Source organism: Streptomyces sp. NPDC021080 (genome assembly GCF_044333225.1).
Taxonomy (GTDB): Bacteria; Actinomycetota; Actinomycetes; order Streptomycetales; family Streptomycetaceae; genus Streptomyces.
Window position 1 is genome coordinate 24914 of record NZ_JBIRQM010000023.1, and the last position, 15736, is coordinate 40649.

General features: G+C 72.0%; 16 protein-coding genes. 8 read left to right on the top strand and 8 right to left on the bottom strand.

Annotated elements, in window-relative coordinates:
• Positions 1 to 32 precede the first annotated feature (32 nt).
• From mqnE to ACH4S8_RS39320, 4 genes are all read left to right on the top strand, one after another.
• Positions 33 to 1196: an aminofutalosine synthase MqnE gene (gene mqnE / locus ACH4S8_RS39305; RefSeq protein ID WP_398403072.1), complete on the top strand. Its 1164-nt coding sequence runs from the start codon at positions 33 to 35 to the stop codon at positions 1194 to 1196.
• A 1-nt stretch (position 1197) separates the two neighbouring features.
• Complete coding sequence (locus ACH4S8_RS39310; RefSeq protein ID WP_398403074.1) at positions 1198 to 1731, top strand: GNAT family N-acetyltransferase; 534 nt, start codon at positions 1198 to 1200, stop codon at positions 1729 to 1731.
• A 105-nt stretch (positions 1732 to 1836) separates the two neighbouring features.
• Positions 1837 to 2142, top strand: coding sequence for a DUF4229 domain-containing protein (locus ACH4S8_RS39315; RefSeq protein ID WP_398403076.1), 306 nt, complete (start codon positions 1837 to 1839; stop codon positions 2140 to 2142).
• Between the two features lie 47 nt (positions 2143 to 2189).
• Positions 2190 to 2864 (top strand): TetR/AcrR family transcriptional regulator, encoded by a 675-nt coding sequence (locus ACH4S8_RS39320; RefSeq protein WP_398403078.1) that lies wholly within the window; start codon positions 2190 to 2192, stop codon positions 2862 to 2864.
• 126 nt (positions 2865 to 2990) lie between these two features.
• Here ACH4S8_RS39320 and ACH4S8_RS39325 read toward each other — a convergent pair whose 3' ends face one another.
• Positions 2991 to 4283: a DUF6716 putative glycosyltransferase gene (locus tag ACH4S8_RS39325; RefSeq protein WP_398403080.1), complete on the bottom strand. Its 1293-nt coding sequence runs from the start codon at positions 4281 to 4283 to the stop codon at positions 2991 to 2993.
• A gap of 207 nt (positions 4284 to 4490) precedes the next feature.
• Entirely contained in the window at positions 4491 to 5402 is a 912-nt protein-coding gene (locus tag ACH4S8_RS39330) for a MaoC family dehydratase (protein ID WP_398403082.1), read from the bottom strand.
• A 515-nt stretch (positions 5403 to 5917) separates the two neighbouring features.
• Between ACH4S8_RS39330 and ACH4S8_RS39335 the strand changes: the two genes are divergently transcribed.
• Positions 5918 to 7825 carry an AMP-dependent synthetase/ligase gene (locus ACH4S8_RS39335; protein ID WP_398403084.1) on the top strand — a complete coding sequence of 636 codons (1908 nt, stop codon included), beginning with the start codon at positions 5918 to 5920 and terminating at the stop codon, positions 7823 to 7825.
• On the opposite strand, the gene ACH4S8_RS39340 is transcribed toward ACH4S8_RS39335, so the two are convergent.
• Both ACH4S8_RS39340 and ACH4S8_RS39345 read right to left on the bottom strand, forming a co-directional pair.
• Complete coding sequence (locus ACH4S8_RS39340) at positions 7822 to 8145, bottom strand: AzlD domain-containing protein (protein WP_398403086.1); 324 nt, start codon at positions 8143 to 8145, stop codon at positions 7822 to 7824. The two genes, ACH4S8_RS39335 and ACH4S8_RS39340, sit on opposite strands and share 4 nt — an antisense overlap.
• Entirely contained in the window at positions 8142 to 8906 is a 765-nt protein-coding gene (locus ACH4S8_RS39345) for an AzlC family ABC transporter permease (protein ID WP_398403088.1), read from the bottom strand. Before ACH4S8_RS39345 ends, ACH4S8_RS39340 begins: the two co-directional genes overlap by 4 nt.
• 68 nt (positions 8907 to 8974) lie before the next feature.
• Here ACH4S8_RS39345 and ACH4S8_RS39350 point away from each other — a divergent pair, with 68 nt between their 5' ends.
• Positions 8975 to 9553 carry a helix-turn-helix domain-containing protein gene (locus tag ACH4S8_RS39350; protein WP_398403090.1) on the top strand — a complete coding sequence of 193 codons (579 nt, stop codon included), beginning with the start codon at positions 8975 to 8977 and terminating at the stop codon, positions 9551 to 9553.
• Between the two features lie 157 nt (positions 9554 to 9710).
• On the opposite strand, the gene ACH4S8_RS39355 is transcribed toward ACH4S8_RS39350, so the two are convergent.
• On the bottom strand, positions 9711 to 9914 hold the full coding sequence (locus tag ACH4S8_RS39355; protein WP_037627265.1) for a cold-shock protein: 204 nt from the start codon (positions 9912 to 9914) through the stop codon (positions 9711 to 9713).
• Positions 9915 to 10257: 343 nt separating this feature from the next.
• Here ACH4S8_RS39355 and ACH4S8_RS39360 point away from each other — a divergent pair, with 343 nt between their 5' ends.
• A complete protein-coding gene (locus tag ACH4S8_RS39360; protein WP_398403093.1) occupies positions 10258 to 11106 on the top strand; it encodes a menaquinone biosynthetic enzyme MqnA/MqnD family protein in 849 nt (282 codons plus the stop codon).
• Between the two features lie 99 nt (positions 11107 to 11205).
• Positions 11206 to 13128 carry a serine/threonine-protein kinase gene (locus ACH4S8_RS39365; protein WP_398403222.1) on the top strand — a complete coding sequence of 641 codons (1923 nt, stop codon included), beginning with the start codon at positions 11206 to 11208 and terminating at the stop codon, positions 13126 to 13128.
• 161 nt (positions 13129 to 13289) lie between these two features.
• Here the strand turns inward: ACH4S8_RS39365 and ACH4S8_RS39370 are convergent, their stop codons facing one another.
• From ACH4S8_RS39370 to ACH4S8_RS39380, 3 genes are all read right to left on the bottom strand, one after another.
• Positions 13290 to 14387, bottom strand: a complete 1098-nt coding sequence (locus tag ACH4S8_RS39370) for a CU044_5270 family protein (RefSeq protein WP_398403095.1) — start codon at positions 14385 to 14387, stop codon at positions 13290 to 13292.
• The gene (locus ACH4S8_RS39375; RefSeq protein WP_398403097.1) at positions 14384 to 15094 is read right to left on the bottom strand and encodes an RNA polymerase sigma factor; all 711 of its coding nucleotides are present in this window, start codon (positions 15092 to 15094) and stop codon (positions 14384 to 14386) included. The genes ACH4S8_RS39370 and ACH4S8_RS39375 overlap by 4 nt, the downstream gene beginning before the upstream one ends.
• 129 nt (positions 15095 to 15223) lie before the next feature.
• The gene (locus tag ACH4S8_RS39380) at positions 15224 to 15685 is read right to left on the bottom strand and encodes a hypothetical protein (RefSeq protein ID WP_398403099.1); all 462 of its coding nucleotides are present in this window, start codon (positions 15683 to 15685) and stop codon (positions 15224 to 15226) included.
• Positions 15686 to 15736 lie beyond the last annotated feature (51 nt).

The following is a 15736-nucleotide window of genomic DNA, read 5'->3' on the forward strand; positions in this document are numbered from 1 at the left end:
TGGCAGCGTTCGTCACAGGGAGAGGTAATCGCATGGATGTCGGGCTCAAGCGCGAGCTGGAGGACAAGGTCCGGGCCGGTGAGCGGCTGTCCCGCGAGGACGGCATCGCGCTGTACGAGTCGGACGACCTGGCCTGGCTCGGCGGGCTCGCGCACGAGGTGCGCACGCGGAAGAACGGCGACGTCGTCCACTTCAACGTCAACCGTCACCTCAACATGACGAACGTGTGCACCGCGTCCTGCGCGTACTGCTCGTTCCAGCGCAAGCCGGGCGAGAAGGACGCGTACACGATGCGCATCGAGGAGGCGGTCAAGCTCGCCAAGGCGATGGAGGGCGAGAACCTCACCGAGCTGCACATCGTCAACGGCCTGCACCCGAGCCTGCCCTGGCGGTACTACCCGCGCTCGCTGAGCGAGCTGAAGAAGGCCCTGCCGGACGTCTCGCTGAAGGCGTTCACCGCGACGGAGATCCACCACTTCGAGACCATCTCGGGGCTGTCGGCCTCGGAGATCCTCGACGAGCTGATCGAGGCCGGTCTGGAGTCGCTGACCGGCGGCGGCGCGGAGATCTTCGACTGGGAGGTCCGGCAGCACATCGTCGACCACCGCACCCACTGGGAGGACTGGTCGCGCATCCACCGCCTCGCGCACGAGAAGGGTCTCAAGACCCCGTGCACGATGCTGTACGGGCACATCGAGGAGCCCCGGCACCGGGTCGACCACGTGCTCAGGCTGCGTGAGCTCCAGGACGAGACCGGCGGCTTCCAGGTCTTCATCCCGCTGCGCTACCAGCACGACTTCGTGGACATGAAGGACGGCAAGGTCAGGAACCGCCTCCAGGCGCGCACCCAGATGGCGACGGGTGCCGAGGCGCTGAAGACCTTCGCGGTCTCCCGGCTGCTCTTCGACAACGTCCCGCACGTCAAGGTCTTCTGGGTCATGCACGGCGTCCAGACCGCCCAGCTCGCGCTCCAGCACGGCGCCGACGACATGGACGGCTCGGTCGTCGAGTACAAGATCACGCACGACGCCGACAACTACGGCACCCCGAACAAGCTGACCCGCGAGGACCTGCTGGACCTCATCCGGGACGCGGGCTTCCGCCCGGTGGAGCGCAACACGCGGTACGAGATCATCCGCGAGTACGACGGACCGGACCCGGAGCGCCGCGAGACCCCGCAGGCCATGCGGGTCTGACGTGGCGCTGGTCTTCGAGCTGGACCCGGCGGTCACCCCCGAACTGAGGGACGGTGTCGTCGACCTCTGGGTGGACGTCTCCAACGCGGGCGGTTCCGTCGGCTTCGTGCCGCCGGTGGCCGCCGGTGACGTACGCCCCGAGCTGGTGAAGCACTTCGCCGCCATGGCGGAGGGCCGCACCAGACTCCTGGTCGGCCGGGACGAGGAGGGCGCCGTCGCCGCGACCGCCTTCCTCACGCTCAACACCCACCGGCTGATGAGGCACTGGCTCTGGCTGTACACCGTGATGGTGCACCCCCGGCACCAGGGCAAGGGGTACGGCCGGGACCTGCTCGCCGCCGCCGAGGAGGCGGCGGGCCGCCTCGACGGCATCGACGCGATCCGGCTGACCTGCCGGGGCGGCGAGGGGCTCGAGCGCTTCTACGGCTCCTGCGGTTACAAGGAGGTCGGGCGGGTGCCCGGCGCGATCCGTGTCGCGCCCGGCGACGACCGGGACGACATCACCATGCTGCTGCCCCTCGCCCGTCGCGGCTGAGGGGCCCCGCGCTCCCCGACCGAGGACCCCCTGCAAGATCGACGTCCCGGCGTGCTTCACTGGACGGAGTCTTTGGGACCGTTCGAAACGGAAGAGTGGATTGAGATGCTCCGCTACACACTGATGCGCCTTGGGATCTTCGTGGGCTGCCTCGTGGTCGTCTGGGGCCTCGTCTACTCGGGCATCGCCCCGCGCGGCCTCGGCGACTCCAACTACATGTGGGTCGTCCTGCTGGCCATGGTGATCTCCGCGCCGATCAGCTTCGTCGTCCTGCGCGGCGCGCGCGACCGCGCCTCGGAGGAGGTCGTCGCCCGCGTGGACCGCGCCCGGGCGAACCTGGACCGCAACCGCAGCCAGGAGGACGCCGCCGTGGACGAGGCCGCACAGGGCGCCGCGAACCAGACTTCCTGATTCCGCTCCGCGCCCGGCCGCGCCGTGGCCCCTCGTAGGCTTGGCGCATGGGTGCTGTGAAGAACAAGCGGATGCCGCGTGCGGTGCGCGAACAGCAGATGCTGGACGCCGCCGTACGGACCTTCGGACAGCGTGGGTACCGGGCCGCGTCGATGGACGAGATCGCCGAACTGGCGGGCGTGTCCAAGCCGTTGGTGTATCTGTACCTGAACTCGAAGGAAGACCTGTTCACCGCGTGCATCCGGCGTGAGGCCGAGGCGCTCACCGCGGCGGTCCGCGCCGGGGTCCGCCCCGAACTGCCCGCGGACCGCCGACTCTGGGAAGGGCTGCGGGCGTTCTTCACCCACACCGCCGAGAACCCGGACGGCTGGTCGGTCCTGCACCTCCAGGCCCGTACACACGGTGAACCCTTCGCCGCCGAGGTCTTCGCGATGCGCGAGGAACTGGTCCGGTTCGTCACACAGTTGATCGTCGTCGCCGCGCGCGAGGCGCACCGCGACCCGTCCCTGCCCGCCCGGGAGGTCGCCGGGCTCGCGGAGGCGCTGGTCGGTGCCGCCGAGTCGATGGCCGCGTGGGCCAATGCCACCCCGGGCGTCTCGGCCCGGCAGGCCGCCGCCACCCTGATGAACTTCGCCTGGGCGGGCCTCGGCACCCTCATGCAGGGCCGCCCCTGGTCCCCGCCGCCCCCGGGCATCCCGTCCCAGACCACCGCGGAGCTCTGACACCTCCGACCGGCGGCGCCGACCCGTGCCGGCCGGGGTCACGTGGGCCTGCCCGTGCCGGCCGGGGCCGACCCGGACCTACCGGGTCGGCCGGGGCTCACTGGGGTCGGCCGGGATCGGCCGGGGTCAGTTCCGGCTCCAGCGGCGCAGCGTCGGGGCGACCCGCTCGCGGCCCACGCGGTAGAGGGACTTGGCGCCGCTGCGCGCCACCCGGCGGACCACCGTCCGCAGCGGGCCCGTGCCGCCCGCGCCCGGCGCGAGCGCCAGTGGCCTGCCCTTCTCGTCGAGGCCGTTGCGCTCCAGGATGCCGCCGAGGTACGCCCCCGCCCGCCGCGGGGAGTAGTACGGCCGCAGCGCCGGAAGCGGGCCCGCCGCCGACAGTGCGGTGAGCCGGGCGCGGGCGGCGGCGTACGGATCGCTCTTGCCGACGCCCTGCCGCGCCGCCCAGACCGGGTCGACGCGGGGCGCCGCGCCGGCGTCCAGGTCGTCCCAGGACGCGAGGCAGCCCGAGTGCACGAAGTAGTGGTTGCCGTGCGCCTCGCGGACCCCGAAGTCGGTGAGGATCGCGGTCGGGATGCCGCGGTGCATCGACTCCAGGGCGGCCGTCGAGCTGACGGTCACCAACAGGTCGGTGCGGTCCAGTACTTCGCCCATGTTGCCGTAGACGAGCCGCAGGTTGGGCGGGGCCGGCTCGGCCAGTTGCCCGACCAGCAGCTGGTACGGATCGGCCTCGACGTGTGTGGTGTGCTCCCCAGGGAGACTGCGCAGTTTCATCAGCACCAGCCGCTCGGGGTGCGCCCGCGCGTGGGCCGCCGCCCGCTCCAGCAGCCCGAGCCGGGACTCCCGGCCCCTGGGCACCGACGGCTGCACGGCGAAGGTGAGGGTGAACGGCCGCTGCGTGGACGGCGCGTACGGCTCCCCGCCGAGGAAGGGCAGCGCGCACTCCACCACCGAGTCCGGGTCGACGCCGACACTCGTGAACGCGGCACGGAAACGGTCCGCGTCGTACGCGCTGTTGGCGAGGACGAGGTCGGTGCCGGCCCGGGTCATCAGCCCGTCGACCATCTTCTCGTACACGACCCCGACATAGCCGGTGACCGTGACCGGCCGCCGCTCCCGGCCCTCCCACGCGATTCCCAGGCCGTGGGCGAGCGCGAGGGTCGTGCCGCCGACCGTGGCCAGGACCACCACGTCCGCGGCGGCGAGCTCCTCGTCGTCGACCAGTTCCGCCACCGTGACCTCGCGCCGGGTGTCCGGCACGATCCCGATCTCCGTCAGCTGGCGCTCCGTCGGGGTGGCCCGGGTGCGCAGGAAGAGCGCGTCGAGGGCGTGCCCGGGAGCGATCTGCCGGGCGACGGACGCGCCCCACTTCCAGCGGGTGTCGGAGTCGGCGATGACGGCGATACGTCTGGGCGGCATGGTTCGGGAGCCTTTCCTGGCCGGCCGGGGGGAGTGGACCGAGGCTAGGAACGGTGTCTGAGCGTGGGATGAGCGGCTGCTTGAAAGCACCTTGGTGCGCTGGGTGCGCACTATGAGAGCTTTCTCGACACAGCCTTACCAGCTGGGAGTTGACGGAGGCGGCGATGCGCGGCGAGGGGCTTTCGCCATGCGCTGTTCGCCCGGAATTCACGCGTCTCGCGCGAGCGGCCGTACGTCGCCCCTCAGATGGACCCGGTCGCCCGAGCGGAGCTCGAACGACGGCCCCCGCTCGGCGTAGGTGACCGTCCCCGGCAGCAGCACCGGCGCCCTGAACTCGGCCCGGACCCGGACCGCTTGCCGCGGCCCGTACTCGGCGAGGCAGCGGGCGACCGTCCACATGCCGTGCGCGACGGCACGCGGGAAGCCGAAGGGGCGGGCGGTGAGCGGGTGCAGATGGATGGGATTGCGGTCTCCCGAGACGGTGGCGTAGCGGCGCCCGACGTCCGGGGCGAGGTGCCACTCGGTGAGCGCGGGCAGCGGTTCGGGTCCTCCGGCGGAGGGCCGCGGGACGCTCGGCGGGGTCCCGGGGTCCGCGTCCTGGTTCCGGGGCCTGTGCCGGGCGAGGTAGGTGCTGCGCGACTCCCATACGAGCCCGTCGTCGACCCGTGCCCCGGTCAGCACCGTCGCCTCCGTGCCCCTTCGGTGCGGCGCCACCTTCTCGACCAGCACGTCGAGTTCGTACTCCGCCGTCGCGGTGGACTCCTGATGCCGGGTGATCTCGATCGAGGTGTGCACCAGTCCGAGCAGCGGGAGCGGGAACGCGCGCCCCGCCATGATCCGCATCGCCTGCGGGAAGGCGAGCACGTGCGGATACGTGACCGGGAGGGCGTCCGCGCCGGTCGGGAACCCGCACGCCCGCTCGTAGGCGGCGAGGTGCGCGAGGTCGATCCGCACCCCGGGGAGGACGAGCCGGGTGGCGGGGACGGGGGCGTCGGGGCGGGGCCGCTTGAAGGGGGAGAGCAGGGCGCCGCGGGCCAGCAGCGGGAGGAGGGAGGGAGGAGAGGCGAGGGTGCGGGTCCGTGACCCGGGCTCGGGGCGGACGGGCGGCTGAGTGCGCATCGGAGTCTCCAGGCGGACGGGAAGGTGCGGCTCTCGGCGGGCGGGACCTGTCGTACCGGGGGTGTGGCGCGGTCTTCCGGGAAGGGGATTGTCCGGACGTCCGGGCGGGCATTAATTTACTCTGGAGTAAGTTACCGAGGGTAAGGCTACGTCAGGGGGAGGGCGGGGTCGAGATGGAGTGCGGAGGTCTTCCGGGAGCGAGGTGTCCGGCGCCGGCTCGCGGGGGCCCGGGTACCGGTGTGCCGGGCATCCCCGTGCCGGGGTCGCCGGAGTCGCCGGTGTCGGGTCCGCCGGGGTGGAAAAGGGCACAGCTACCCCGGGTAACTCGCACCTAGCCTGCGGCAAAGCGTCACAAACCCCACACTTCGGCGCCGTAGGATCCCCGTCTCACCGGGTTGCGAAGACCCCTGAACCCCCCACTCCCCAGGGCCGTATGAGGAAGCGCACCGTGCGCCCCGCCGAGCCCGAACACGCCTTGCACCCGCCCCGGCCTCCGGCCGACAAGGAGCCGCCCCGTGTCCAGCCCGTACTCGTACGACTCCGCCCCCGTCCTCCCGGAGCCCGAGATCAAGCGGCTGGACGGTGTCGTGCGCGAGGTCGCGGTGCCGCCGATCGCGGGCCGGGTGACACACGGCTCCCTCGCGGACATCCCCTTCGACAACGCGGACGCCGCCCCGCTGGAGCCGGTCCTCAGCCGGAAGACGCCGGACGGCGAGGACTGGCGGGACGTGAGCGCCGCCGAGTTCGCGGACGAGGTCCTGGCGGTGGCCAAGGGGCTGATCGCGGAGGGGCTCGTGCCGGGCGACCGGATCGCCATCATGGCCCGGACGACGTACGAATGGACGCTCCTCGACTTCGCCGCCTGGGCCGCGGGCCTGGTCACCGTGCCCGTCTACCCGACCTCCTCGGTCTTCCAGACCCGCTGGATCCTCCAGGACTCGGGGGCCGTCGCGCTCGCCGTGGAGTCCGTGGGGCAGGCGGCGGCGCTCGGCCCCGAGCGGGACCACATCCCCGATCTGCGGCACGTGTGGGTCTTCGAGAAGGGGCACGTGGAGCGGCTCGCGGAACTCGGCCGCGACATCCCGGACCAGGAAGTGGCCGTACGGCGCGGGATGCTGGGCCCGGACACGCTCGCCACCCTCATCTACACCTCGGGCACCACCGGCCGCCCCAAAGGCTGCGTCCTGACCCACGGCAACTTCTTCGCCGAGGTCGACAACGCCGTCGAACTGCTCTATCCGATCTTCAAGTCCCGTGACCGGGAACCCGCTTCCACCCTGCTCTTCCTCCCCCTCTCGCACGTCTTCGGCCGCATGGTGGCCGTGGCCTGTCTGCGCGCGCGGGTGAAGCTCGGCCACGCGCCGAGCCTTCGGACCGAGGAACTCCTCGCAGATCTGGCCTCGTTCAGGCCGACCTTCCTGCTCGCCATCCCGTACGTCCTGGAGAAGGTCTTCAACACCGGCCGCGCCACGGCCGAACGGATGGGCCGCGGTTCGTCCTTCGACCGGGCGGCCCGGATCGCCCAGAAGTACGGCGAGGCCGTCGAGGCCAGGCAGCACGGCACCGGTCCCGGTCCGAGCCGCTCCCTGCGCATGGCCCGCGCCCTGTACGACCCCCTGGTCTACCGCCGCATCCGGGGTGCCCTCGGCGGCAGGGTCCGGCACGCCATCTGCGGCGGGTCCCCGCTCGGCCGCAGGCTCGCCGCCTTCTACGCGGGGGCCGGGATCGAGATCTTCGAGGGGTACGGGCTGACGGAGACCACGGCCGCCGCGACCGTCACGCCTCCGCAGAAGCCGCGCCTCGGCACGGTCGGCCGGCCCCTGCCGGGCACCCGGGTGCGGATCGCCGCCGACGGGGAGGTGCTGCTGTGCGGCGCGCAGGTCTTCCGCGGCTACTGGGACCCGCACGCGGGCGGGGTCGTCGACGCCGCCCCGGACGGCTGGTTCGCCACCGGCGACATCGGGGAACTGGACGACGGCGGCTATCTCGCCATCACCGGCCGCAAGAAGGAGATCCTGATCACCGCGGGCGGCAAGAACGTCGCCCCGGCGCCGCTGCAGGACTTTCTCCGCTCCCATCCACTGATCGCCCAGTGCATGGTCCTGGGCGACCGCCGCCCGTTCGTCTCCGCCCTCATCACCCTCGACCCCGAGGGCATCGCCCACTGGCGCCGGATGAACGGCAAGCACCCGGTACCGCCCGAACTCGTCATGGACGACCCCGAGTTGCTGGCCATCCTGCAGCGCGCGGTCGACGAGGCCAACCGGCTGGTCTCGCGCCCCGAATCCATCCGCCGCTTCACCGTCCTGCCCGTCGACTTCACCGAGGAGGCCGGTCACCTCACCCCCTCCATGAAGCTGCGGCGCGCGGCGATCGAGAAGGACTTCAGCAGGGAGATAGAGGGCCTGTACGACGTCGGTTAGCCGACTCCGGCCATCCGCAGTCCCGCCGTCGCGGCCGCGGCTCCCAGCACCACGACCGCGAACGGGGCTCTCCGCCAGGCCAGTACGCCTCCTGCCAGCACTCCGGCGGGCCGGGCCCATCCCGCGAAGGCGTGGGCCTCGGTGAGCGTGCCCGTCGCGAGCAGCGAGACGAGCAGGACCACCGCTCCCGCGGACAGCAACGTCCGTACCCGGGCGGAGAGTTCGACCCGCCCGTGCAGCAGCGGCCCGACCAGCCGGAACGCGTACGTCCCGGCGGCGAGGGCGAGCACGGCGGCGAGCGTCGCCGTCGTGCCGCTCATGCCGCCCTCCCGCGCAGGAGCAGCAGCCCGGTCAGGGCCGTCAGTACGGGCACCCCCACCGGGACGAACGGCGTCAGCGCGAGTGCCACCACGGCTCCGGCGAGCGCGGCCCGCCGCAGGGCCGCGTCCTCGCGCAGGGCCGGCAGGACCAGGGCCACGAGCACCGCGGGGAACGCGGCGTCCAGTCCGTAGCGCCCGGTGTCGCCCAGCGCGCCTCCGGCGAGGGCGCCGAGGAGGACGCACAGGTTCCAGGAGGCGTAGAGCCCGAGCCCCGAGATCCAGAAGGCGGTCCGGCGGCGGGCGGGATCCGGCTGGGCGAGGGTGAAGGCGACGGTCTCGTCGGTCACCAGATGGGCGCCGATCCAGCGGGTGACGCGGCCCGGCCCGATGACGTCGGCGACCGCGAGACCGAAGGCCACCGTACGGGTGTTGAGCAGGAGCCCGGTGGCCGCCGCGGCGAACGGTCCGCCTCCGGCGAGGAGTATTCCGACGGCGCTGAACTGGGCGGAGCCCGCGTACACCAGCAGCGACATCACCACCGGCACCCACACCGGCAGCCCGCCCGCGACGGCGATCGCCCCGAAGGAGACGCCGACGATCCCGCCGGCGAGGCAGACGAGCCCCACGTCCCGCAGCAGACGCGGGTCGCGGGAGGGGGAGGGGGAGGGAGTGCGAGGGCGCGAACCGTGCCGTGTGCCGAGCCGGGTGCCGTGTCGTGTGCCGAGCCGGAGGGTGCGTGGTGATCGGAGCAGCGAACGCATGTTCTCTACAATGAACAGGAAGCGTATCGTTCGTCAAGGAGAACGATCGGACCGATGGAGCGAACGACATGACCGATGACGGTTCCGGTGCCCCTCCGGCCCGCCTCCCGCTCGACTGGATCGCCGCGTCCCTGCGCCGCGAACGCGTCCGGGCCGGCCTCTCGCTGTCCGAGCTGGCCAAGCGTGCCGGGATCGCGAAGTCCACGCTGTCCCAGCTGGAGTCGGCGAGCGGCAATCCGAGCGTGGAGACGCTGTGGGCGCTGAGTGTCGCCCTCGGCGTACCGTTCAGCGCGCTGGTCGAGCCGCCGGCCCCGGCCGTCCAGGTGATCCGTGCCGGGCAGGGGCCGACCGTCCGCTCGGAGCGGGCCACGTACGCCGCGACCCTGCTCTCCGCGAGCCCGCCGGGGGCCCGGCGCGACATCTACCACCTGCGGGTGGAGCCGGGCGCGGCACGGGAGTCGGACCCGCACATCCCGGGAACCGTGGAGCATCTGATCGTGGCCACGGGGTGCCTGAAAGCGGGGCCGCGCGGCGAGGAGGCCGAACTCGGTCCCGGTGACTACATGGCCTACCGGGGCGATGTGCCGCACACGTACGAGGCGCTGGAACCCGGGACGACGTTCGTGCTCGTGATGCAGCACGTGTGAGCGGGGCGGCGGAACGCGACGGCGGGCGCGGGGGAGAAAACACGGGGGAGGAAACGCGGGGGAGGAAAGGCAGGAGCCCCGCTGCCGGCTGGCGCGGGGCTCCTTGGGTACTGCTATCCGTTCCGGATCAAAGCTTTGGGCTCATGGAGCCGCAGGCTTAGAGCGGAGTGACGTTCTCCGCCTGCGGGCCCTTCGGACCCTGCGTGACGTCGAAGGAAACCGACTGGTTCTCTTCGAGCGAACGGAAACCGTTCGCGTTGATCGCGGAGTAGTGGACGAAGACGTCCGGGCCGCCGCCTTCCTGGGCAATGAAACCAAAGCCCTTTTCGGCGTTGAACCACTTCACGGTTCCGGTAGCCATAAGCCCTCCTTGGGCCCAAAGGGTTGCCCTGCTCCAGAACCTGCGATTGTGTAAACAACTGCATACGTCTGAAAACGACGAGAGCCCGCGGTCACATGCTCCGCAGGCTCTGTACTGCAAGGGAAACCAAACTGCAACTTGCGGCGAGCCTAGCACGCAGGCAGCCGAAAGCAATAGAGGCGAAGATCACGTCATCCGGACGGGTGGTCCGCGCCGCTCAGCGGCCTGACGTGCGTTGACTGCAAGGTGTCACGACGGTTGACACGAGAGGTCGGGATGGTTTCCACCCGCACACGCCGACCCTGAAGCCTGCACGGTATCGCATGGGGTCTAGCCTCGCGATGTGGACAATTCTCGCACCCGGCCGCGCGTCGGCCACATCCAGTTCCTGAACTGCCTGCCCCTGTACTGGGGGCTCGCGAGAACGGGCACGCTCCTCGACTTCGAGCTCACCAAGGACACCCCCGAGAAGCTCAGCGAGCAGCTGGTGCGAGGGGATCTCGACATCGGGCCCATCACGCTCGTCGAGTTCCTCAAGCACGCCGACGACCTCGTCGCCTTTCCCGACATCGCGGTGGGCTGCGACGGTCCCGTGATGTCCTGCGTGATCGTCTCGCAGGTCCCCCTCGACCAGCTGGACGGCGCCCGCGTCGCCCTCGGTTCGACCTCGCGCACCTCCGTGCGGCTCGCCCAGCTGCTGCTGGCCGAGAAGGTCGGCGTGACGCCCTCGTACTACACGTGCCCGCCCGATCTGAGCCTGATGATGCAGGAGGCCGACGCCGCCGTCCTCATCGGCGACGCGGCGCTGCGTGCCAACCTGCTCGACGGGCCGAAGTACGGGCTCCAGGTGCACGACCTCGGCGCGCTGTGGAAGGAGTGGACGGGCCTGCCGTTCGTCTTCGCCGTGTGGGCCGCCCGGCGCGACTACCTGGAGCGCGAGCCGCTCGTCACCCGCAAGGTGCACCAGGCCTTCCTCGCCTCCCGGGACCTGTCCCTGGACGAGGTCTCCAAGGTCGCCGAGCAGGCGGCCCGGTGGGAGGAGTTCGACGAGACGGTCCTGGAGCAGTACTTCACGACGCTCGACTTCCGCTTCGGCGGCCCGCAGCTGGAGGCCGTACGGGAGTTCGCGCGCCGGGTCGGCTCCACGACCGGCTTCCCGGCGGACGTGAACGTACGGCTCCTGCAGCCCTGAGGCACCGGCCGGCCCGGTCCCGGTAGTTTCGGGGCCGGGGGCGCGCACGGCACTACGCTGCTGGGCAGTGTGTACGGGGGAGGGGGAACCGTGAGTGCCATGCAGCCGCTCGGAGCCGACGAACCCACGGCCGTGGGGCCCTACCGGCTGCTCGGCCGGCTGGGGTCCGGCGGCATGGGGCGCGTGTATCTGGGGCGCAGCGCCGGCGGACGTACGGTCGCGGTCAAGATCGTGCATCCGCACTTCGCGCTCGACGAGGAGTTCCGCGCCCGCTTCCGCCGCGAGGTGGAGGCCGCGCGGCGGGTGGGCGGCGCATGGACGGCGCCCGTCCTGGACGCGGACCCGGAGGCGCCGGTCCCCTGGGTCGCCACCGGCTACGCGGCCGGACCCTCCCTCACGTCGGCGATCGCCGACGGCGGACCGCTGCCGGTCCATTCCGCGCGCGTCCTCGGCGCGGGTCTGGCCGAGGCGCTCACGGCGGTCCACGCGCTCGGTCTCGTCCACCGGGACGTCAAACCCTCCAACGTGCTGCTCACCCTCGACGGCCCGCTCCTGATCGACTTCGGCATCGCGCGGGCCACGGACGGCACCGCCTCACTGACCTCGACGGGGGTCTCCGTCGGTTCTCCGGGCTACATGTCCCCGGAGCAGATCCTCGGCAAGGGCGTCACGGGAGCCGCGGACGTCTTCTCGCTCGGCGCGGTCCTCGCGTACGCGGCCACCGGCGAGCCGCCCTTCCCCGGCGACTCCTCCGCCTCCCTCCTCTACAAAGTGGTGCACGAGGAACCGCGACTCGGCTCTCTGGAAGGCGAGTTGCGCGAGCTGGTGGCGGCCTGCCTGGCCAAGGAGCCCGCGGCGCGGCCCACTCCGGGCGAGGTGGCCGTCCGGCTCGCTCCGCAGGGCGCCGCCCGGCTGGTGTCGGCGGGCTGGCTGCCGGGCTCCCTGGTCGAGCGGGTGAGCCGAAGTGCCGTACAGCTGCTGAACCTCGAGGCCACGGGAGCCGCGCAGGCGCCGCTCTCCGGGCCGTTGGGTTTCAGCAGTCCCTCGGTGGAGGCGGGCCGAGGGGGCCAGGGCGGTCAACCCGCCGGGACCGGCTCCGGCTCCGGCTTCGGGACCGGCTCCGGTTCCGGATTCGGCTCCGGCTCCGGCGCGTCGGCATCCGGGGCGGCGGTGTCCGGGGGGACGGCCGGGACGCCGGGACCGGGGGGAGGCTTCGGGCCGCCTCCGCCGGGCTTCGGGCCACCGCCCACGATGCCTGCGTACGTACCGGGGCAGGGCGACGGACGGGCGGCCGGGCCCCGGGACGCCGTGCACCACGAGGGGACGGCGGCCCCGCGGACGCCGGACCGGCCGGGCAAGGTCTCCGTCAGCGTGGCGGCGACCTCCGCGCCCGGGGCCGGCGGGCAGGGCCGCAGGATGAGCTGTACGGTCGCGCTGGCCGTCGCGGGAGCGCTGGCGGCGGTGACCGTGGGATCCGCGTTCCTCTTCGACCTGCTGCCGGGCGGTGACAAGGACGAGGGGAACGTGGCGGGCGGGCGTCCGTCGGCCACGGCGAGCCGGAGCGTCTCCGCCACGGGACCGGGCGCGGTCACGAAGGAACCGGGCTCCACGGGGAGCGCCCCGGCACCGGCTCCGACGAAGAGCGCCTCCGATCCGGGCGGGCAGCTGTCGACGGTCCCGGCCTCCTACCTCGGCACCTGGGAGGGCGACGGCCTCGGCCTCAACGGCACCCTTCCCATGGGCACGTTCCGCGTCACCGTCCACCGGGCGGCCGTGGGACAGGAGTTGGGCACCTTCCGGCAGACCGACCAGATCGGCGGCATCTGCGACGACGTCCTCGTGCTGAAGAAGGTCACGAAGAAGCAGATCGTCGCCACGAGCGTGGCCTCGGAGTCCAACCGCGACGTCTGCACCAAGGGCCGGCACGAGGTCCGGCTGACGCCGGTCGGCAGCGACCTCACCTACGAGACGGACAACCCCGAGGCGGGGGACCCGGTGGCCCGGATGAACAAGGTGGGCTAGGTCCTGCGCCGGAAATCCCCGGTGGTTGTCGTGCCCTGCCCTGCCGATGCCGATGCCGGGCCTCGCCCGCCGAGGCCTGCACAGCACAGTGGCCGCCGTCCTCGGACGGCGGCCACGGGGCCGGTGAGCAGCGGTGCGTCTCAGCCTGTGGCGGCGTGACCTCAGTCCTTCTGCCCGGGGGTCTGCTTCATGCCGTCGACGATCGCGCGCCCGGTGATGGCGCTGGTGTCGCGGACGGTGCCGGGCTTGATGGCGACCCCGTCCTGGGAGACCGACTTGACCTGCACGGTCCGCTCGCCGAGGAAGACGTGGGTCTTCTTGTCGAAGATCCACTCCTCGCGTTCGCCGCTGGTCTCGTCCAGCCGCGCCACCGCGACGCCCGAGCGGCCGAGCGCGTCCTTGGCGTCGTTCACCACGACCACGCCCGGGATCTTCGCGGCGGCCTTGAACAGGGCCGAGTAGAGCTCCGCGGGCGGGTAGCTCTCGCCGAGCAGGTCACCGATCGTGGTGAACGCCTCCTGGTCGGGGGTGTTGCCCTGTCCTGCGGTCTCCTTGTAGATCAGCTTCAGCAGCTCGTCGGGGTCGGTGGTCAGCCGGGCCAGGGAGTCGTACGACGGGTGGTTCAGGTTGGCCTCGGGGGTGTTGCCCTGCTCGTCGGGCAGGCTCAGCGTCTCGCCCTCGGAGCTGTCGTTGGAGGCCGCGTCGATCAGCCAGCCCTTGGTGCCGTCGGCGGACCGCCAGATCTGGCGCCGGTGCAGCGCGTAGCTGGCGAGGCTGCTCTCGTCGCCGACCGTCTTCACGAAGGTGTCGGACGTCTGGGACTCGATGTAGACGTACTGACCGGGCTTGACCGTGGGGTGGGTCTCCTCGGCCGCCGCCAGTGAGACCTGGTCGAGCAGTTGCGGCAGGCCCTTGGTGGTCGTGGCGCCGACGGGGACGATCATTGCGGGTCCGGTGGCGAGACCATCGCTGTGCGCGCCGTTGTCGATCAGCAGTGTCCCGGCGACGACCGCGCCGGCCAGCGCCATCGCGGGCAGCGCGAACGCCGGGCGCAGCAGGCGGAGCCCTCGGGGCTTCGGCAGGGCGGGGGCGGCCTTCGTGGTGCTCGCGTCCCGCTGGGTGTCCTGCTGGATGTGGGCCATCAAACGCTCCTTGTGGAACTGGTGACGGCCCGCCGGGAGATCGCGCGCAGTCTGCGGGAGGAGAGGCGCGCTCTCCTCCCACTCGGCCGGACTCTGCCGGGACTGGGTCGCTTTCATCGATTTCCTTCCGATACGGGCCGGATCGAGTGGATGTGTTCTCCTCTTGTCTGTCGATCCGGCCGGCCGAGTTCCCGATTTCCCCGTACGGGTTTTCCCGCGCGTCCTTCGGCGCGGTCGTCCGTGTACGGGACCGGCGCCGCCCGGGCGGCGGGTCGGCCGCCGAGCTCGGCCTCGGTGAGTTTGCGCAGCTTGGCGCGTGCCCGGGAGAGACGTGAGCGCACCGTTCCGACGGCGATGCCGAGCGCCTCGGCGGCGGCCGTGTACTCCAGTCCCTCCCAGAGGCACAGCGTCAGGACCTCGCGCTCGGGTCTGCGCAGTGCGGCGAGCGCACGCAGGGCGGCGGCGATACGCCGTCGGTCGTCGAGCCGGCCCGCCACCTCGTCGGCGTGGTCGGGCAGCGTCGTCTCGGCCTCCGCGGCGGCGTTCGCCGCCGCCCGGTAGCGCCGGTTGCTGCGATGGTGGCCACGGGCGATGTTGATCGCCACGCCCAGCAGCCACGGCCGCAGGCTGCCGCCCTCGGCGTTGACCCGGTCGCGCAGCCGCCACGCTTCCATGAAGGTCTCGGCCATCACGTCCTCCGCCGCGGACCAGTCGGCGGTGAGGCGGAAGGCGTGGTTGTACACGGCGCGTGCGTAGCTGTCGTACAGCTCGGCGAACGCGCTCGGATCCCCGGCCCGTATCCGGGTACGCATGTCAGTGCTCACCTCCGTTGACTGTCGATCCGCGCACCCCGGGTTCCCGTGACCCGCGTCACACGGAATGGCGCGGGTGTCGGCCGGCCACCGGACGCCGGGCAAGGGACGGGCTCGGAGCGGGGACGGGAGGCGCGGGGCTCAGGCGGACGGGGTCTTCTCGCGGGCGTTCGCGATCCTGATGAGCACGGTGATCAGCGCGGCGGCGACGAGCACCGTCGAGAGCAGGCCGACGGCCCAGACGTACGGGTACTCGACGTGGACCCAGCAGGGGTTGCCCCGGGCGTGGCAGTGGCCGTCCCAGTCGCGCCGGTACCTGGGGCGGAAGACTGCGAAGACGACCACTGCCCACACGAAGGCGGCCGCGAAGCCGGTCAGGGAGGCGATCGTCCAGCCGAGCGAGCGGAGCGGGCTCGCCTTCCACTCCGTACGGGCCAGTGACACGATCGCCACGGTCAGCCCGACCGGCAGCAGGGCGCCGACGAAGGCTGCGAAGCCGTATCCGCCGCCGGGTGCGGCGGGCGCCACCCGGCCCCAGAGGTCGACACCCCAGGTCGCCACGGTGAGCGCGAACCCGACGAGCACCGCTGTGATGATCACCATGACCAGGCAGCCGAACCACGCATTCCCTCGGGAGGCATTCTCCCTCGTCTG